This window comes from Mycolicibacterium obuense (assembly GCF_055397605.1).
The window spans coordinates 829,538-847,660 of sequence record NZ_AP043663.1 but is presented as its reverse complement, the minus strand read 5'-3'; the positions used below and the strand labels follow the sequence as shown (position 1 = coordinate 847,660).

Below are 18,123 nucleotides of genomic sequence, written 5' to 3'. Positions count from 1 at the left end.
CTACAGGGTATCGGCGAAGAAATTGAGGATCGCGGTGTTGACCACCTGCGGCTTCTCGATGAAGCCGAGGTGGCCGGTGCCGGGGATCTCCAGGAACGTCGCGTTGGGCATCGCGTTGGCGACCTCGCGGCCGAGGTAGGCGGGCAGCACGACGTCGTCAGCGAAACCGATCACCAGCGCGGGCGTCTGCACGTTCTGGTAGGCGGCCAGCCGGCTGCTCTGCGGGGCGATCGACAGCTGCGTCCGCATGCCCGGGGTGGGCTTCTGCGGCCACATCGTGAACATGTCGATCCAATCCCGGATCGCATTGTCGTCGTTCAGCGTCTTGGGCGAAAAACTCTCCAGCAGGCGCACTTTCGCCTCGAACTCGACAGGGAGTTCGATCCCCGACTGGGCCAGCGCCTCTTCGCCACGCCAGAAGAAGTCCCGCGCGCGATCGTGGCGGCCGCGGGTGGCCATCAGCACCGCTGAGCGCACCAGATCGGGGCGGGCCACCATCAGCTCCTGGGCGATGTAGGAGCCCATCGACAACGCGACGATGCGCACCGGAGCCAGGCCCAGCTTCTCGATGATGTCGACGACATCGCCGACCATCGTCTCGGTGGTGAACCCGTCGGCGTTCTCCGTGGCACCCACGCCGCGGTTGTCGAACGTCACACAGCGATAGCCCGCGCGGGCGAACACCGGCACCTGATGGAGATGCCAGGTGCGACCAGCGCCCCCGCGGCCGGCGATGAAGAGCACCGGATCGCCGGTACCGCGATCGTCGTAGGCCAAATTCACCCCGACGACGCTACTGGACTGCGATTTCGGCGTGCTTATCGACGGTCAGCGACGACGAACACGCCGAAATCGCTGGGGACGGAACCGCGTGGGCGGCTGGTGCGTCCGTTCATGCATGGTCGATGACTATTTTCGACGTCACGATGGCGTCATCACGCTCGCTCAGGCCCAGGCTGCCGGCCTCAGCCACGCCGCTGTGCAGCGGCGAGTCACCTCCGGCCGTTGGGTGCGGCGCGCTCGCGGCGTGTACTCGGTGAACGACCAGCCATTCACCGATGCCGCCCGCATCCGCGCCGCGGTGTGGGGCTACGGTCCCGAGGCTGCCGGCAGCGGACTGACTGCCGCGTGGTGGCACGGCTTGACCAAGTTCGCCCCAGAAATGGTCGAGATCACCGTTCCGCGCAACAGCAATGGTCGACAGCACGCCGGCTGCGTGCCTCGACGCAGGGACCTTCCGTCCCGGGATGTATCCGAGGTCAAAGGCCTGCGCGTGACAAGCCTGGCGCTCACGGTGGTCGAGGCCGCAGCACGCAAGGGCGGGGGTCCAAGGCTCCTCGACACAGCCCTGCAGACGACGGTTGACCTGCCGCCGTTGTGGCAAGCGCACCTGCGCCACAAGGGCCGCTATGGTTCGCCACGCGCACGACGACTGCTACAGGCAGCTGACCACGGCGCCCGGTCAGCTGCAGAGCGGCTCCTCCTCAAACTTCTGCGGGCCGCAGGAATCACGGGGTGGCGGGCCAACTATCCGGTCGGCGGCTATCGCGTCGACGTGGCGTTTCCCTCGGCGAACGTCGCCATTGAGGTCGACGGGTTCGCATTCCACAGTGGCGCAGCGGAATTTCAGATCGACCGCACTCGCCAGAACGACATCGTGCTGCTCGATTGGCAGATACTCCGATTCACCTGGTTGGACCTGACGGAATACCCGGAGCGGGTGATCGCTGTCATCCGGTCGGCGATTTCGGCGTGATTGCCTTCGCTGAGCGACGACGAGCACGCCGAAATCGCACGGAGTGGAGGGCCGCGTCCCACATCAGGCCGCCGGCCGCCGCGAGCTGCGCGGGTTTGGCCAGGTCGCGGGTCATCAGCGCGGTGGCGGCGGCTTTGGTCGACGCGGACGCCTTCGACATGTGCCCGGAGTCGAACGGCGGCTGCGGGTCGTACTCCATCGACAGCTGGATGGCCCTGGCCTTGGCCTCACCACCGATGCGGCCGGTCAGCCACAGCCCGAGATCGATGCCTGCCGAGACCCCGGCACAGGTGACGATGCGCTCGTCGGCGGCCACGATCCGCTCGTCGCCGACCGGCGTCACGCCGAACGTCCGCAGCACCGGCAGCGCCGCCCAGTGCGACGTCGCCCGCTTTCCGGTCAGCAGGCCCGCGGCCGCCAGGATCACCGACCCCGAGCACACCGACGCCGCCCACGTCGACGTCTCATGTGCGCGGCGCACCCAGTCGAGCACCCTCTTGTCGCGTGCGTGCTCGAGCGTGGTCATGCCGCCGGGAATCAGCACGATGTCCGGCGACGGGGTCTCGGCGAAGGTGTGCGTGGCCCCGACGAGCAGCACCCCGGAATCCGCGGCGATCGGTCCGGTGTCGTGCCAGACGAAGCGGACCTCGGTGTCGGGCAGCCATCGCAGGCATTCGTAAGGTCCGATGAAGTCCAGCGCGGTGAAGCCGGGGTAAAGCACAATCGCGACCTGCATGGTCGAGACTCCTTTCAGGCGAACGTTTTTCGATAGCGGTCTGGGGACACACCGAGGCGGCGGACGAAGTTGCGGCGCAGTGTCTCGGCAGTCCCGAACCCACACCGCGCGGCGATCACGGCGACGGGGTCGTCGCTCTCCTCCAGCTGACGGCGGGCCGCCTCGACGCGGACCCGCTCCACGTAGGCGCCGGGCGCCTCACCGACCTCGTCGGTGAACACCCGGGTGAAGTGCCGCGGGCTCATCGCCGCGCGACGCGCCAGCTCGGCGATGCTGTGCGCGTCACCAGGTGCGGCCTCGATGGCTTCCTGCGCGTCGCGGATCGGGGTGCGGCGGGCGCGCGGCATCCACACCGGTGCCGCGAACTGCGTCTGACCACCCGGCCGCCGCAGATACATCACGAGGTGGCGGGCCACCGTCTGCGCTGCGTCGGTGCCGAGATCGTCCTCCACCAGCGCCAACGCGAGGTCGATGCCCGCGGTGACGCCCGCAGCCGTCCACACCCTCTCAGAGCTGCGGACGAAGATCGGGTCCGGGTCGACGGTGATGGCCGGGAACTCCGATGCCAGCTGCGGCGCGAACGCCCAGTGCGTGGTGGCCACGCACCCGTCCAGCAGGCCCGCCTGTGCGGCCAGCACCGCGCCGCTGCACACGCTGACGACGCGGCGGGCGTGCGGCGCGACAGCGACGATCCAGTCGACGAGGTCGGCATCTTTGCGGGCAGACTCTGTGCCGTGCCCGCCGGGCAGCACGACCGTGTCGACGGGCCCGTTGGGATCTGGGAGCGATTCGGCGACGAGCGTCAGGCCGGTCCCGGTGCTGACCGGTTCCCCGCGCACGGAGACGACGCGGACGTCGTACCCGTCGACACCGACGCTGCGGGCGTACAGCGAGGCTCCCGTGAACACGTCGAACGGGCCGATCATGTCGAGTGCCTGCACACCCTCGAAGCCGAGGATCAGGACCTGCCGCGCCATGATCCTCAGTCTCGGGGACGGGCATCATGGCGTCCAGGCCATGCATCCCACAGATCAGGACACGAGCGGCCAACACTCGCGGATGCGGTCGATCCACCACTGCCGGCGCTGGGCGTCCGCTGCCAACCCGCTCACCCGCGCCGGATCCGGGATCACCCCGGCTGCCGGCAGGAACCCGTCGACCGGCGGGCTGGGTTCGGCGACGTCCTCGACGAACAGGCTGCCGGTGCCCAGACCGCACGCGTGCTGCAGCTCGGGCAGGCACCCGGCGGCAACCAGGCCCGCGCCGATACCCACCGCCGAGTCCAGGGCGCTGGACACCACGATCGGGATGTCGATCTGGGCGGCGATCGCCAGCATGGCCCGCACCCCACCCAGCGGCGCCACCTTGAGCACCGCGACGTCGGCAGCCCCGGCGCGCACCACGTGCAGCGGATCCTCGGCCTTACGGATGCTCTCGTCGGCGGCCACCGGAACGTCGACGCGGCGGCGCACCTCGGCCAGTTCGGGGACCGTCGCGCACGGCTGCTCGAGATACTCCAGCGGCCCATCGGCCGTCAGTGCCGCCGCGGCGGCGACGGCATCGTCAACGCTCCAGCCGCCGTTCGCGTCGACCCGCACGGTGGGCACGAGGGCGCGCACCGCGTTCACGCGGGCGACGTCGTCGGCCAGCGACTGGCCGGGCTCAGCGACCTTCACCTTGGCGGTGCGGGCCCCCGGGAAGCGGGCCAGCACCTCGGGAACCTGCGCTGCGGGCACCGCAGGCACCGTCGCGTTGATCGGGATGCGGTCACGCTGCGTCGGCGGCAGCGGCTGATAGGCCGCCTCCAGGCCCGCGGCCAGCCAGTGCGCTGCCTCGGCGGGGCCGTATTCGACGAACGCGCCGAACTCGCCCCAGCCCTGCGGCCCCTCGATCAGCGCCACCTCCCGCGTCGTGATGCCACGGAACCGCACGCGCATCGGCAGGGCGACGACGTGGACGCGGTCGAGGAGGTCGGCGAGGTCCATCGCCCCGACCTTAGGAGACCTTCGGACCCATCTGCCCGCGGGGCGGTGGCGAATACTCGAGTGAGTTTCCTCCGAAGGAAGGTGCCGTGAATCCGATTCTGAAGTTCGCCAGCCAGCTCGGCGAGTCCGCGCTGTCCATCGTCGGCGTGCGGACCGTCGAGGAACCCCACTACATCAGGCGGCCGCTGACCGATCGGGTGGAGATCCGGCAGTACGGCTCGCGGATCGCCGCCGAGACGACAGTCACCGGTGAGAAGCAGAAGGCGCTCAACACCGGCTTCCGGCGGCTGGCCGGTTACATCTTCGGCGGCAACCATCGCGACACCGAGATCGCGATGACCGCACCGGTGAGCCAATCCAAAGAAGAGATCGCGATGACCGCGCCGGTCTCTCAGGCCGGGAACGCCGACGACGGGTGGACGGTCCGCTTCTTCATGCCGTCGAAGTGGTCGATGGAGACCCTGCCGCAGCCCGACGACGAGAGCGTCCGGCTCGTCACCGTGCCGCCGCAGACGGTCGCCGTGCTGTCGTTCACCGGCGACCGCAGCGCCGCCGCCGTCGCCGCCCGCAGCGAGGAGCTTCGAACAACGCTGCAGGACAACGGCATCGAGGCGAAAGGCGAAATCACCGCCTGGTTCTACGACCCCCCGTGGACGCTCCCGTTCCGGCGGCGCAACGAAGTCGTCGTCTCGATCTAGACCCGGGCTCTACACCGTCGCGCGGTCCCTGCCGTCCCAATGAGGTTTGCGCAGTTCCTTTTTCAGGACCTTGCCCGTGGGGTTGCGAGGTAGCTCATCGGTGATGTCGATGGTCTTGGGGCACTTGTATGCGGCGAGGCGCTCGCGGGCGAACGCGATCAGATCCTTCTCGGACACTTCCTGCTCGACCACGACGACGGCCTTGACGACCTCGCCCCATTTCTCGTCGGGCACGCCGATCACGGCGACCTCGATGACGGCTTCGTGCTCGGCGAGCACGCGTTCCACCTCGATCGAATAGATGTTCTCGCCACCGGAGATGATCATGTCCTTGAGGCGGTCCTCGACGAAGATGAAACCGCCGTCGTCGACGCGGCCGATGTCGCCGGTGCGGAACCAGCCGTCTTCGGTGATCGCCTCGGCGGTGGCCTCGGGCTTGTTGTGATAGCCCTTCATCAATTGCGGTGAGCGGAACCACAACTCGCCCTGCTCACCGGCGGGGACCTCGTCGAGCGTGTCGGGATCGACCACGCGCACCTCGGCGTTGGGCACCAGAGTGCCTGCGCTGGAGAGTCTTTCCTCCTTGCCGGGATCGCGGTGAGCCTCGGGCAGCAGGTGGCTGATCACCCCGCACAGTTCGGTGAGGCCGTATGCCTGGATGAAATCCGTTTCGGGCCAGGCTTCCAACGCCCGCCGCAGCAACGGCAGCGGCATCGGCGACGCGCCGTACCCGTAGGTCTTGAGCGAGGCGAAGAGCTTCACGGCATCCTCGCCGGAGTCGAGCACCTTGGCCAGCACCGCCGGGACCAGGAACGTGCGGTTGGCACCCTTGAAGATGGCGCCGGCCAGTGCCGCGCCGTCGACGTCACGGGTCATCACGCTCGGGAATCCATCGTGAATCGCGAACTGGGCGTAGGACGAGCCGCCGACGTGGAACAGCGGCATCGACACCATGTTCTTGTCGCCCTCGTCAAACTCGAATCCTTCGTGCGCGTTGACGGTGTGGGCGATGATGTTGGCCTGGGTGAGTTCGACGCCTTTCGGCCGGCCGGTGGTGCCGGAGGAATACATGATGATCGCGACGTCGTCGGGTTCGACATCGTCGGAGCGCTGCACCGGTGTCGACGCCTCGAGGACCTTCTCGTATTCGTCGTCCCCCTCAGGCGTCACCGCGATGACGTGCTCGACGTGGGTGAGCTTGTCGCGGATCTTGTCGATCGACTCCATGAATTCCTTGCCGGCGATGAGCACCTTGGCATCGGAGTCGTTGAGCACGTAGTCGAGTTCGTCGGCGGCCAGGCGGAAGTTGATGATCGCGGTGGCCGCCCCCTGGGACGCGGCAGCGATGGTCAGCTCGATACACGCGGGATGGTTCTTGTCGAGGAACGCGACGACGTCGCCGCGGGCCACGCCCCGCTCGGCGAGCGCGCCCGCGAGGCGGCGGATGCGGTCGTCCCACTGCGCCCAGGTCCAGTTCCGGTCGAGATAGTCCATCGCTTCGGCGTCGGGTTGCGTGGCAGCCCAGTGGGCGACACGTTCGTCGAGGAAGCGGGGTTCGGGCAGATCAGCCATGGCCAGAAGCGTGCCACGCCGGCCGGCGTCGGGGCCGTCGTTTGGGCGGATCCGGGGCCTGCCGGCGCCGAAGGCTGGTTCGCCTGCGGCGCCGGCGGGCCGGTCGACGCTAGACGTCCTGCTCGACGTGTCCGAATTCGACGGTTTTGCCGTTGAAGTCGCCCTTGCAGGACAGGACGACGTGGTAGGTGGACAGCGGCGGCGGCGCGAGCACCGAGAAGCTGGTGCTGCCGTTGGGACCGATCGAGAACGTCTTGTTGACCCCCGGCAGAACCGGATTGCTCGCGACGTAGGTGCAGGTGCCCGCAAGCGCCGACGAGTTGGTCACGTTGACCGTCCAGGTGATGCCGCGGTCGAACGAGAGCCGCACAGCATCGGTGGGTGCGACCGGTTCCGGCTTCGGCGGTTCAGGGACGACCACCGGCGCGGGCGCCTCCACCTTCGGAGGCGCCTCCGCGGGCTTGCTGGGCGCGCCCAGCACGATCGTCACCACGTCGACCTCCCGGTCTTCGTGACGGATGAAGCCCACGCCGAAGTCGGTGAAGTCACAGTTGGTGATCACCCCGCCGGCGCCGCGCGAGTACGCGCTCGTCGTCGCCGCCGCCTGCGGATCGCCGGAACCCAGGAATGCCAGCGTCCGCCCGTTGTAGCCGGCCGGCTGCCCGTCGACCGGGTTTTCCGAACGTGCGTAGGTCTGGGCCGCACCTTCCAGCAGGCCCCTGTCGTAGTTCAGCGCCGGGCAGCGCGCCGGACGATCCTTGTTGACAGTGTTGATGATCGCGTCCAGCGGGTCGGCATGAGCCGCCGGTGCCAACGCCAGCGACCCGAACGCGCTCGCCAGTGCCAGTGTTACTGCCATTCGTGTGGTCATCGAAGTGGTCCCCTCAGTGTGGGCCGACACGGTGCCGGCCTTCGCTTGAGGAGTGTTTCGTCGCGGCGTCGCACAATCGCGCGTAGTTCACTACGCGATCCTGCGGCGGCTACCTGCCGGCGGCGCGAGTACCGCAGTCACCGAGGCTTGGTTCGAACTGGAACACGTTCTAGTCTGTAGGTCATGACCGATCTGCTGCGCCATCCCCTGCACTCCGGCCACCTGACCGTCGGCGCCCTGAAACGGCACCGCGACCGGCCCGTGCTGTTCCTCGGGGACACCACTCTCACCGGCGGTGAGCTGGCCGATCGCATCAGCCAGTACATCCAGGCCTTCGAGGCGCTGGGCGCGGGGACGGGTGCCGCGGTCGGGCTGCTGTCCCTCAATCGCCCCGAGGTCCTGATGATCATCGGGGCCGGCCAAACCCAGGGCTACCGGCGCACAGCACTACACCCTCTGGGCTCACTCGACGATCACGCCTACGTACTGTCCGACGCCGAGGTGACGTCGCTGATCATCGACCCCAACCCGATGTTCGTCGAACGCGCACTCGGGCTGCTCGACAAAGTGCCCTCCCTCAAGCAGATCCTGACGATCGGCCCCGTGCCGTCGGAGCTGGCCGACGTCGCGGTCGACCTGAGCGCCGAGGCCGCGAAGTATCCGCCCGTGCCGCTGGTGGCCGCGGACCTGCCGCCCGACCACATCGGCGGGCTGACCTACACCGGCGGTACGACGGGCAAGCCCAAGGGCGTCATGGGCACGACGCAGTCGATCACCACGATGACGACCGTGCAGCTGGCCGAATGGGAATGGCCGGAGAACCCGCGCTTCCTGATGTGCACGCCGCTCTCCCACGCCGGCGCGGCGTTCTTCACCCCCGTCGTCGTCAAGGGCGGCGAGTTGATCGTGCTGACGAAGTTCGACCCGGCCGAGGTGCTGCGCGTCATCGAAGAGCAGAAGATCACCGCGACGATGCTGGTGCCGTCGATGATCTACGCGCTGATGGACCATCCGGACTCGCACACGCGGGACCTGTCGTCGCTGGAGACGGTGTATTACGGTGCGTCGGCGATGAACCCGGTGCGGCTGGCGGAGGCGATCCGCCGCTTCGGGCCGATCTTCGCGCAGTACTACGGCCAGTCCGAGGCACCGATGGTGATCACGTATCTGTCGAAGAAGGACCACGACGAGAAGCGGCTCACCTCGTGCGGGCGGCCCACGTTGTTCGCGCGGGTGGCCCTGCTCGGCGACGACGGGCAGCCGGTGCCCCAGGGTGACGTCGGCGAGATCTGCGTGTCCGGACCGCTGCTGTCGGGCGGTTACTGGAAGCTGCCGGACGCGACGGCCGATACGTTCCGCGACGGCTGGATGCACACCGGAGATCTCGCCCGCGAGGACGAGGACGGCTTCTACTACATCGTCGACCGCACGAAGGACATGATCGTCACCGGCGGTTTCAACGTGTTCCCACGTGAGGTGGAAGATGTTGTGGCAGAACATCCTTCGGTGGCGCAGGTGTGCGTGATCGGTACGCCCGACGAGAAGTGGGGTGAAGCGGTGACGGCCGTGGTGGTGCTGCGGCCCGACGCCGCGTCCGACGAGGACGCCGTGGCGACCATGATCGGCGAGATCCAGGCCGCGGTGAAGGACCGCAAGGGTTCGGTGCACACGCCCAAGCAGGTGGTGGTGGTCGACTCCGTGCCGGTGACGGCGCTGGGCAAGCCGGACAAGAAGGCGGTGCGGGCGCAGTTCTGGGAGGGCGCGGGGCGGGCCGTCGGCTGACGATGCGGCGAGGAACGAGCCGAGGAGGAAGCCGACAATCAGGCACCGTCGGGTAGGGCGAGCGCGCGCGAAATGCCAGACTTGCTCGGCGTGTTGCGTGCAGACACGCACGCTCGCCGAAGCTAGGTGCCCGGGATGTTGGTGCGGGTGGCGACCGAGTCCGGGCTGGCCGTGTCGAACACGTCGATGACGACATCGTCGTCGCGGTAGCCGCCGAGGCGGTGCAGACCGGAGGTCTGCGTGATGACGTCGTTGACCTCGTCGCCGGTCATCGGATAGTCGGCCACGGCGTGTCGCCAGTGTGCGGCGACGACCGTGGCGGGGCGTGGCAGCCGCGGTATCTCACGCTTCAGCACCGCCCGCAACGTCTGCGGCTGCAGGTAGTAGCACACCTCCGACAGCACCACGAGGTCGAAAGGTCCACTCGGCCAGGGTGAGTCGATCGATCCGCGCTGCAGAGCGACGCGGTCGGCCAGCCGTGCCGCGCCCAGACGCCGATGCGTGGCGTCCAACGCCTTGACGCTCACATCGATCGCGGTGACCCTGTCGCAGCGCTGCAGCAGCCGCTCGGTGAGCACGCCGACCGAGCAGCCCGGTTCGAAGGCGTGCCGGTAACGCCGGTACGGCAGCACCGCCATCGTGATCGCGTACTTGCGCTCTTCGTACCACCGCGTGGCCAGCGACCACGGATCCTCGGCCTCGGCGTACATGCGGTCGAAGAAGTCGTCGGGCAGCCGAGCGCTCAACAGAACGCCACTTCGCCGACCGTCAGCAGACGGTGCAGCACCTCCGGCGGCAGCACCGGCTCTCCGCCGAGAGTAGGGGCGGTGTACTGACTTTCGAAACAGCGAGCGGCTCGCCGCTTGGTCTCCAGCGCCGCCGCGGTCAGTCGCGTCATTCGCGCCCGCTGCCATGGCACCGCCTCGTCACCCGGAAAAGACCAGTGCCACATCCACACCGGATACTCCACGAGCACCGCACCGGTCTGCTCGGCCGCGGCGGCCGCGGCCCTGCCGACCGCCTCGTGATCCGGGTGGCCGTCCCCGCGCCACGGGGCGGCACACCATGTGCCCATCGGCTTCTCGTCGAGGATCTCGATCAGCAGATCGGTGAGCCGCTGCTCGTGCTCCGCCACCCGCCCGTCAGGCAGTCCGAGGCTCACCGGCGCATACATGCCCAGTACCTTTGCGGCCCTGCGCAGTTCGTCTTGGCGCGTCCGCTCGAGCTGATATCGCTGCAGGACCGACAGTTCTGGATAGGCCGCTCCGCCGTCGGTGGCCGAGACGATCTGCGTGCGCACGCCGGCCCCGGCCAACAACGTCGCCGTCGCGCCGAAGCCGAGAGTCTCGTCGTCGGGATGTGCCCCGATCACCACGAGTTCCGGACACCGGGCGAGGTCGAGTTCCGGCAGTTGCATGTTCGCGTCGACCCAGACGCGGGTGGGGGTGCCCCCGTCGGGAACTGGTCGGGCGGAGAACCTGGTTCCGTTTCCGACCTGAGCCGCGGTCATGCCGGGGCTCCGGCCAGTTGCCCCAACCGTTCCAGATCGCGTTCAGCGTGACTCTGGCGCACGTAGACGGTCAGATCGGCGACCCGTCGCGCATGCTCGACGTCCAGGCACAGCGGCGCGGGCCCGAGTGCCCGGGCGGTACGGCCGATGGCTTCCTCGACCGCGGTCTCGGCGACGGCTCGCGCGCGCCGGGCCCACAGCTCGGCCGGCGTCTCGGGATCGGCGTCGACGGCGTCGGCGGTGACATCCAACGTCGCCTCCGCAGCGGCCAGAGCGGCGTCGACCGCGCCCAGATGCGCCAGTGCGTGCGGGTCCGCCGCGCGGCGGTAGAGCGGTCGGGCCACAGCGCGCGCTCCGCCGAGCCAGCAGGCGGCCACCCCCGCGCCGCCCTGCCAGAAGCCCGGCCGGCTCAGGTACTCCCCCGGCCGACCGACAGCGACGGCGGGGACGTCGTCGAACCGCACTGAACGCGTGTCGGATTCGGCCATCCCTGCCGCCTGCCAGGTGCTCGCCAGCGGATGGACCCCGGGTGCGCTCAGGTCGACGGCGAACAGCCCCCGACCGCCGTCGGCCAATCGTGCGGTCACCAGCGCGTGCGAGCAGAGCCCCGCACCCGAACACCACGCCTTCACACCGTCGAGCCGGACCCGATCACCGTCAACGGTCGCCGACACCACGGCATCGGGCGGCTCGGCCGCCCACACTCCCCACCACTGCCCCGGCTCGGGGTGGGGCCCGCGGAGTTCGGTGAGGATCGCGATAGCGTCGACATGCGCCTCCGCCAGCCGCCCGGCGGTCACGTCCTCCTCGGCCATCGCGGCCAACCGGCGCCACCGCTGCCGGGTCTCGCCCCGACCGGGCAGCGGCAGATCGAGCTCACCCGCGGCCAACCAGCGCTTGACCAGGCCCACGCTCACGAGGCTTCTTTTTCGGACAGGCCCTTGAGATCGGCCGCGAAGCCGTCCGGGGCGCGGCCGTCGACGCGGTCCGACGTCGCCACCGACAGGTGTCGGTCGCGGTGGATGAGGAGCCGCGCCGACCGGAAGCGGTCCGTCAGATCGGCGTCCTCTGCCGTCGCGAGAGCCCGGAACCCGCCGACCTGCCAGTACGCGGATGCCCGAAACCCCATGTTGGCGCCGTGCACATGGGAATGCCCTGGCCCGTCGGCATCGTATTCCTGCTGGAAGCTGAGGGTGGCAGCATCGGAAAGGTTGCGCAGCAACGGAATTCGGACCACTCCGAGCACCATGTCGGCACCGGGGGCCGTCATCCGGACCAGCCAGTCCGGGCTGACCACGCTGTCGGCGTCCGTCGTCGCGTACCAGGTCGTCGGCCCGTCGTCGCACAGTGTCCGCGCGTACTCGAACCCGGCAGCGCGCGCAGCACCCACGTTCCCTGCATCGACCACCACCACGTGGACGTCGGAGCCGAACCTGCCCGCCACATGCTCGCTGCCGTCGTCGCAGGCATCGAGAACGACGACGATCCGCACCGGAACAGATACGCACAGCGCGGCGGTGGTCAGTGCCGTGAGGCACTCGGGCAGAGTTTCGGCTTCGTTGTGGGCGGGCACCACCACGACGATCTGTTCCCAGGACGTCTCCGTGGCACGCATACCGGATAGTTAGCCGCAAACTCCCCTTTTCACACCTGGCACGATGGTCGGGTGGCCGATTCCGTGACCGACGTGGACGCCGTGCTCTTCGACTTCTCGGGCACCCTGTTCCGTCTCGAGGAGGACGACAGCTGGTTCGAGGGCATGACCCTCGAAGACGACAAGGTCGTGGACGCGCATGTCCAGGCCGAACTGGTGCACCGGCTCACCGTGCCGACGGGGCAGACGGTGTCGATGACGCCCGAGGCGCTCCATGCATGGGTGAACCGTGACCTCGCCCCCCACCTGCATCGTGAGGCGTATCTGCATGTGCTCCGCGAATCGGGGCTGGCCCGCCACCACGCGGAAGCCCTGTACGCCAAAGTGATCGACCCGATCTGGTGGACGCCCTACCCGGACACCGCGACCGTGCTGGCCGGGCTGAAACAACGAGGCATCAAGACCGCGGTGGTGTCCAACATCGCCTTCGACATCCGGCCCGCTTTCGAGAGAACCGGAGTGGCCGACGACGTCGACGTCTTCGTCCTGTCGTTCGAAGTGGGTTCGACCAAACCGGATCCGGCGATCTTCACCGCGGCGTTGGAGCAGCTCGGGGTTCCCGCTGAGCGCGCCCTCATGGTCGGCGACAGCGACGAAGCCGACGGTGGCGCCCGCGCGCTGGGCTGCCGGTTCGCGCTCGTCGACCCGCTGCCCACCCGGGACCGGCGCGACGGGCTGGTCGCGGCCCTGTGGGCGCACGGCATCCCGCTGTAACCTCGGTTTTCATGGCGAATCCCCGGCCGCCGTGGTGGCTGAAGCCGATGAACAAGGTCCTGATGGCCGCGACGCGGATCGGCATCATCAAAGACGGGCCGATGGTGCTGACGGTGACAGGCCGTAAGTCCGGGCAGCCTCGGTCGACACCGATCACGCCGTTCGAGGTGGACGGCCGGCGCTACGTCGTCGGCGGATTCCCCGGCGCCGACTGGGTGCGCAACGCACAGGCCAACCCCGAGGCCGTGCTCTCACAGGGCAAGACCCGTGAACGCGTCCGGATGGTCGAGCTGTCCGCTGAGGAAGCGCGTCCGCTGCTGCGGCAGTTCCCGGTGCTCGTGCCCACCGGGGTGAGCTTCATGAAAAACGCCGGTCTGGTCACCGGACCCCACCCCGACGAGTTCGAGGCCTTGGCCGGGCGCTGCTCGGTGTTCCGGTTCGATACCGTCTGACGGGTGAGCAACCCGTTCGACGCCAGTCTGTGGCAGCCGGTCACCGGCTTCGAGGACCTGACCGACATCACCTACCACCGGCACGTCAGCCAGCCGACCGTCCGCGTCGCATTCGACCGGCCCGAGGTACGCAACGCTTTCCGGCCGCACACCGTCGACGAGCTGTACCGGGCGCTCGACCACGCCCGGATGAGCTCCGACGTCGGCGTGGTGCTGCTGACCGGAAACGGCCCGTCCCCCAAGGACGGCGGCTGGGCGTTCTGTTCGGGCGGTGACCAGCGCATCCGCGGCCGCTCCGGCTATCAGTACGCCGCAGGCGAGACCGCCGAGACCGTCGACCCGGCCCGCGCCGGCCGACTGCACATCCTCGAGGTGCAGCGCCTGATCCGATTCATGCCGAAGCCGGTGATCTGTCTGGTCAACGGCTGGGCCGCCGGTGGCGGGCATTCACTGCACGTGGTGTGCGACCTGACGCTGGCTTCCCGCGAGCACGCCCGGTTCAAGCAGACCGACGCCGACGTCGGCTCGTTCGACGGCGGGTACGGTTCGGCGTACCTGGCCAGCCAGGTCGGGCAGAAATTCGCCCGCGAGATCTTCTTCCTGGGACGGCCCTACAGCGCCGAGCAGATGCACGCGATGGGCGCAGTCAACGAGGTGGTGGACCATGCCGACCTGGAAACTGTTGCGCTGCAGTGGGCTTCGGAGATCAACGGGAAGTCGCCGCAGGCCATCCGGATGCTGAAGTACGCCTTCAATCTCCCCGAGGACGGCTTGGTGGGCCAGCAGCTCTTCGCCGGCGAGGCGACGCGGCTGGCGTACATGACCGACGAGGCCGTCGAGGGACGTGACGCGTTCCTGGAGAAGCGCGACCCCGACTGGACTGGTTTTCCCCGCTACTTCTAGAGCGATTTCGGCGTGTTTCTCGTCGCTGAGCGACGAAAAACACGCCGAAATCACGAGGAGATCTCATGAAACAGAATCCGCTGCGGCGGCTGGCCGAGCAGGTCGTCTTGACCAGCATGCGGCCCCCGCTGATCCCGACGCTGCTGCAGTATCGGCCCGACCGGGAGACCATCGACCTGGCCGGCAAACGGATCCTGCTGACCGGCGCCTCGTCGGGCATCGGGGAGGCCGCAGCCGAGAAGCTGGCGCGCTGCGGCGCCACCGTGATCGTGGTCGCCCGCCGACAGGAACTGCTCGACGCACTGGTCGAGCGCATCACCGAGGCAGGCGGAACGGCGCGGGCCCACGCCTGCGACCTGTCCGACCTCGACGCCATCGACGAGCTGGTCGACACCGTCACCGCTGAGTTCGGCGGCGTCGACATCCTGGTCAACAACGCCGGGCGCTCGATCCGCCGACCGCTGACCGAATCGCTGGACCGCTGGCACGACGTCGAACGGACGATGACGCTCAATTACTACGGTCCGCTGCGGCTGATCCGCGGGCTGGCGCCCGGCATGCTCGAGCGCGGCGACGGGCACATCATCAACGTCTCCACCTGGGGTGTGAAGACCGAATCGCCGCCGCTGTTCGGTGTGTACAACGCGTCCAAGGCCGCGCTGTCGTCGATCAGCAGAATCATCGAAACCGAGTGGGGCGACCGGGGCGTGCACTGCACCACGCTCTACTACCCGCTGGTCAAGACGCCGATGATCGCCCCGACGCGCGCCTACGACGGGCTGCCCGGGCTGTCGGCGAGCGAGGCCGCGGGCTGGATCATCACCGCCGCGCGGCACCGGCCGGTCAGCATCGCCCCACGCATCGCCGTCACCGCGCACGCGATCAACAGCATCGCCCCCGCCGCGGTCGACACGATCATGAAGCGTCAGCGCATGCAGCCACGGCAGTGACGTTCGAAGGGCTGGCCGACGTCGTCCGCGGGCACGGCCGGCAGCGCCCCGAGTCTCCCGCGTTGATCGTCGGCGACCGCACCGTCACCTACGGCGAACTCGACGCCCGCTCCAACAGCGTGGCCCAGGCCTTCGCCTCCGCCGGCGTGCGCACCGGCGATCGGGTGGCCTTCATCGACCGCAACGGCGCCGAGTTCTTCGAGGTGATGTTCGGGCTGGCCAAACTCGGGGCGGTGGGTGTGCCGCTCAACTGGCGGCTCGCACCCGCGGAGATGGCGCACATCCTGACCGACTGCGGCGCGACCGTCGTCGTGGTCGGCGCCGATTTCTTCGGCCACGTCGAGACCATCGAGACTCCCCTGAGCGCCCGCATCGTGGCGATCGGCACGCACCCGCGGTGGCCGGACTACGACGAGTGGGTACGACAGCACCCCGCCACCGATCCCGGCGTCGTCACCGGACCCGACGACCTGGTGATGCTGATGTACACCTCGGGAACGACGGGGCTGCCGAAGGGCGCGATGCTGTCCAACGCCAATTACGTGTGCAAGACCAGCGGCGTGGAAGGCCCGTGGCAGCTGGGCCCCGGCGCGGTCAGCATGGCCGTGATGCCGCTGTTCCACATGGCGGGCTCCGGGTGGGCGTTCGCCGGCCTGTGGCACGGCGCGCTCACCGTGGTGCTGCGCGACGTCGACCCGGTGGCGATTCTCGACGCGATCGACACCCATCGCGTCACCAACATGCTGGTGGTGCCGGCGGTGGTGCGGATGCTGCTCGACACCCCGCACCTCGCGACGGCCGACGTGTCGAGCCTGCGGATCGTCGTGTTCGGCGCGTCCCCGATCAGCGACGACGTGCTGCGGCGCGGCGTGGACCGCTTCGGTCCCGTTTTCGCCCAGGTGTACGGGATGACCGAGACCGCCGGGTCGATCACCCAGCTGGCGGCATCGGACCTGACCGCGGAGACGATGCGGTCCTGTGGCACGCCGTATCCGTGGGTGCAGTTGCGCATAGTGGATTCCGACGGGCTCGATGTGCCGCCCGGCAGCGTGGGCGAGGTGTGGACCTCCTCGGCGCAGAACATGCTGGGCTACTGGCAGAACCCGGCCGCCACCGCCGCGACGCTGACCGCGGACGGTTGGCTGCGCACCGGTGACGCCGGCTATCTCGACGATGCGGGTCGCCTGTATCTGCGCGACCGCATCAAGGACATGATCGTCACCGGCGGCGAGAACGTGTTCCCCGCCGAGGTGGAGAACGTGTTGATGACCCATCCCGACGTGGCCGACGTCGCCGTGATCGGGGTGCCCGACGAGCGCTGGGGCGAAGCGGTGAAAGCCGTCGTGGTGCCGACGGCGGGAACGCGGCCGACCGGGCAGGCGCTGATCGACTTCGCACGCGGACACCTCGGCGGTTTCAAGGTGCCCAAGAGCGTCGACTTCGTCGACGTGCTGCCGCGCAACCCGAGCGGAAAGATCCTGAAACGGGCTGTGCGCGAACCCTATTGGCAGGCCTTGGATCGTCCCGTCGGGTGACGTGATAGACACGGGCCATGGAGATCCTGGCCAGCCGGGTGCTGCTGCGGCCCGCGGACTACGACCGCTCGATGGCGTTCTACCGCGACGGCCTCGAGTTGGCGATCGCCCGCGAGTATTCCGGCGGCACGGTGTTCTACGCCGGCCAGTCGCTGATCGAGATCGCCGGCCACGGGGCATCCGCCGACGGGACGCCGCCGTTCCCCGGGGCACTGTGGCTGCAGGTGCGTGACCTCGCCGCGACCCAGGATGCGTTGCGCCAGAGGGGAATTACGATCGATCGGGAAGCGCGCCGCGAGCCGTGGGGGCTGCACGAGATGCATGTCAGCGACCCGGACGGCGTCACGTTGATCTTCGTCGAGGTCCCCGACGATCACCCGCTGCGTCGCGACACCCGCAGCTAGCGCGCCGGCGCCGCCAACGGCCAGCCGACCGACGCCAGACGCGAGGCGACCTGGTGCATCTCCTCCGGGTTGGGCTCCTTGTCGGTCACCACGTGGATGGCCGCACGGATCTCCTGCTCGGTGACCTCGTCGGAATCGGAGCCCTTGAGCACGGTCTGGGCCGCTCGCACGACCTCCTCCTCGGTCAGCGTGCGGGAGAGCAGCGCCAGCAGCGGGAAGTAGTCCTTCTGCGGCACACCTTGCGGGTATCCGTCGTGCAGCCAGGTCAGGATGCTGTTGAAGGTGTGCTCGGCCATCGCGATCAGCTCACTTTCCGGGAAGGAAGGGGACGGGGTTGAACCCGAAGTGGTGGTTGATGGTGCCCTTGGTGATGTAGAGGATGCCGATCACGATCACGACCGCGACGAACGCGAACAGCAGCACACCGACCGCCTTCAGCGCGGGATTGGGGGCGTCGACCGTGCCGTCGGCCTCCGCGCCACCGGCGCCACGGGAGTAGGCCACCAGCCCGACGGCGAACAGCGCGGGCAGGCCGGCGCCGAGGACGAGGCCCACGGCGAGCACCTTGAGGATTGCTTCCAGGTAGGACATGACTGTTCCT

The 18,123-nt window shown here is 68.7% G+C and carries 21 protein-coding genes; 9 read left to right on the top strand and 12 right to left on the bottom strand.

Going from position 1 to position 18,123, the window contains the following annotated elements; all coding sequences use genetic code 11:
* On the bottom strand, positions 1-783 hold the full coding sequence (locus ACZ50N_RS04015) for an alpha/beta fold hydrolase (RefSeq protein WP_046363017.1): 783 nt from the start codon (positions 781-783) through the stop codon (positions 1-3).
* A gap of 115 nt (positions 784-898) precedes the next feature.
* Here ACZ50N_RS04015 and ACZ50N_RS04010 point away from each other — a divergent pair, with 115 nt between their 5' ends.
* Complete coding sequence (locus ACZ50N_RS04010; protein ID WP_464475586.1) at positions 899-1,756, top strand: type IV toxin-antitoxin system AbiEi family antitoxin domain-containing protein; 858 nt, start codon at positions 899-901, stop codon at positions 1,754-1,756.
* Here the strand turns inward: ACZ50N_RS04010 and ACZ50N_RS04005 are convergent.
* Genes ACZ50N_RS04005 through ACZ50N_RS03995 form a run of 3 tightly spaced genes read right to left on the bottom strand, consistent with a single transcriptional unit; the run spans position 1,731 to position 4,477 of the window.
* Positions 1,731-2,492, bottom strand: a complete 762-nt coding sequence (locus ACZ50N_RS04005; protein WP_464474681.1) for a DJ-1/PfpI family protein — start codon at positions 2,490-2,492, stop codon at positions 1,731-1,733. The genes ACZ50N_RS04010 and ACZ50N_RS04005 overlap by 26 nt on opposite strands.
* A 14-nt stretch (positions 2,493-2,506) precedes the next feature.
* On the bottom strand, positions 2,507-3,469 hold the full coding sequence (locus ACZ50N_RS04000) for a GlxA family transcriptional regulator (protein ID WP_464474680.1): 963 nt from the start codon (positions 3,467-3,469) through the stop codon (positions 2,507-2,509).
* A 54-nt stretch (positions 3,470-3,523) separates the two neighbouring features.
* Entirely contained in the window at positions 3,524-4,477 is a 954-nt protein-coding gene (locus ACZ50N_RS03995) for an o-succinylbenzoate synthase (protein ID WP_464469746.1), read from the bottom strand.
* 86 nt (positions 4,478-4,563) lie between these two features.
* Between ACZ50N_RS03995 and ACZ50N_RS03990 the strand changes: the two genes are divergently transcribed.
* Entirely contained in the window at positions 4,564-5,175 is a 612-nt protein-coding gene (locus ACZ50N_RS03990) for an SOUL family heme-binding protein (protein ID WP_046363022.1), read from the top strand.
* Between the two features lie 9 nt (positions 5,176-5,184).
* Here ACZ50N_RS03990 and ACZ50N_RS03985 read toward each other — a convergent pair whose 3' ends face one another.
* The gene (locus tag ACZ50N_RS03985; RefSeq protein WP_046363023.1) at positions 5,185-6,747 is read right to left on the bottom strand and encodes a long-chain-fatty-acid--CoA ligase; all 1,563 of its coding nucleotides are present in this window, start codon (positions 6,745-6,747) and stop codon (positions 5,185-5,187) included.
* A 109-nt stretch (positions 6,748-6,856) separates the two neighbouring features.
* A complete protein-coding gene (locus ACZ50N_RS03980; protein ID WP_046363024.1) occupies positions 6,857-7,618 on the bottom strand; it encodes a CAP domain-containing protein in 762 nt (253 codons plus the stop codon).
* 183 nt (positions 7,619-7,801) lie between these two features.
* Here ACZ50N_RS03980 and fadD8 point away from each other — a divergent pair, with 183 nt between their 5' ends.
* A complete protein-coding gene (gene fadD8, locus ACZ50N_RS03975) occupies positions 7,802-9,400 on the top strand; it encodes a fatty-acid--CoA ligase FadD8 (RefSeq protein WP_046363025.1) in 1,599 nt (532 codons plus the stop codon).
* A gap of 122 nt (positions 9,401-9,522) precedes the next feature.
* Here the strand turns inward: fadD8 and ACZ50N_RS03970 are convergent, their stop codons facing one another.
* From ACZ50N_RS03970 to ACZ50N_RS03955, 4 genes are read right to left on the bottom strand one after another with little or no spacing between them, the layout of a single operon-like run.
* Positions 9,523-10,146 (bottom strand): SAM-dependent methyltransferase, encoded by a 624-nt coding sequence (locus ACZ50N_RS03970; RefSeq protein ID WP_464474679.1) that lies wholly within the window; start codon positions 10,144-10,146, stop codon positions 9,523-9,525.
* Positions 10,143-10,910: a PIG-L deacetylase family protein gene (locus ACZ50N_RS03965; protein ID WP_046363026.1), complete on the bottom strand. Its 768-nt coding sequence runs from the start codon at positions 10,908-10,910 to the stop codon at positions 10,143-10,145. The genes ACZ50N_RS03970 and ACZ50N_RS03965 overlap by 4 nt, the downstream gene beginning before the upstream one ends.
* A complete protein-coding gene (locus tag ACZ50N_RS03960) occupies positions 10,907-11,827 on the bottom strand; it encodes an acyl-CoA dehydrogenase family protein (protein WP_464474678.1) in 921 nt (306 codons plus the stop codon). The genes ACZ50N_RS03965 and ACZ50N_RS03960 overlap by 4 nt, the downstream gene beginning before the upstream one ends.
* Entirely contained in the window at positions 11,824-12,525 is a 702-nt protein-coding gene (locus tag ACZ50N_RS03955) for a glycosyltransferase family 2 protein (protein ID WP_464474677.1), read from the bottom strand. The genes ACZ50N_RS03960 and ACZ50N_RS03955 overlap by 4 nt, the downstream gene beginning before the upstream one ends.
* 63 nt (positions 12,526-12,588) lie before the next feature.
* On the opposite strand from ACZ50N_RS03955, the gene ACZ50N_RS03950 reads away from it, so the two are divergent.
* From ACZ50N_RS03950 to ACZ50N_RS03925, 6 genes are all read left to right on the top strand, one after another.
* Positions 12,589-13,278 (top strand): HAD family hydrolase, encoded by a 690-nt coding sequence (locus ACZ50N_RS03950; RefSeq protein WP_073684767.1) that lies wholly within the window; start codon positions 12,589-12,591, stop codon positions 13,276-13,278.
* A gap of 11 nt (positions 13,279-13,289) precedes the next feature.
* Positions 13,290-13,730 (top strand): nitroreductase family deazaflavin-dependent oxidoreductase, encoded by a 441-nt coding sequence (locus ACZ50N_RS03945; protein WP_046363030.1) that lies wholly within the window; start codon positions 13,290-13,292, stop codon positions 13,728-13,730.
* A 3-nt stretch (positions 13,731-13,733) separates the two neighbouring features.
* Positions 13,734-14,633: a 1,4-dihydroxy-2-naphthoyl-CoA synthase gene (locus ACZ50N_RS03940; protein ID WP_048423336.1), complete on the top strand. Its 900-nt coding sequence runs from the start codon at positions 13,734-13,736 to the stop codon at positions 14,631-14,633.
* A gap of 65 nt (positions 14,634-14,698) precedes the next feature.
* Positions 14,699-15,583: an SDR family oxidoreductase gene (locus ACZ50N_RS03935; RefSeq protein ID WP_464474676.1), complete on the top strand. Its 885-nt coding sequence runs from the start codon at positions 14,699-14,701 to the stop codon at positions 15,581-15,583.
* Positions 15,580-17,118 carry a long-chain-fatty-acid--CoA ligase gene (locus ACZ50N_RS03930; RefSeq protein ID WP_464474675.1) on the top strand — a complete coding sequence of 513 codons (1,539 nt, stop codon included), beginning with the start codon at positions 15,580-15,582 and terminating at the stop codon, positions 17,116-17,118. Before ACZ50N_RS03935 ends, ACZ50N_RS03930 begins: the two co-directional genes overlap by 4 nt.
* Before the next feature lie 17 nt (positions 17,119-17,135).
* Positions 17,136-17,522, top strand: a complete 387-nt coding sequence (locus ACZ50N_RS03925) for a VOC family protein (RefSeq protein WP_464474674.1) — start codon at positions 17,136-17,138, stop codon at positions 17,520-17,522.
* Here ACZ50N_RS03925 and ACZ50N_RS03920 read toward each other — a convergent pair.
* Together ACZ50N_RS03920 and ACZ50N_RS03915 are read right to left on the bottom strand one after the other, a co-directional pair.
* Complete coding sequence (locus ACZ50N_RS03920) at positions 17,519-17,818, bottom strand: DUF3349 domain-containing protein (RefSeq protein ID WP_048423340.1); 300 nt, start codon at positions 17,816-17,818, stop codon at positions 17,519-17,521. The genes ACZ50N_RS03925 and ACZ50N_RS03920 overlap by 4 nt on opposite strands.
* A 10-nt stretch (positions 17,819-17,828) precedes the next feature.
* Positions 17,829-18,113, bottom strand: coding sequence for a hypothetical protein (locus tag ACZ50N_RS03915; protein WP_046363036.1), 285 nt, complete (start codon positions 18,111-18,113; stop codon positions 17,829-17,831).
* Between the last annotated feature and the right edge of the window lie 10 nt (positions 18,114-18,123).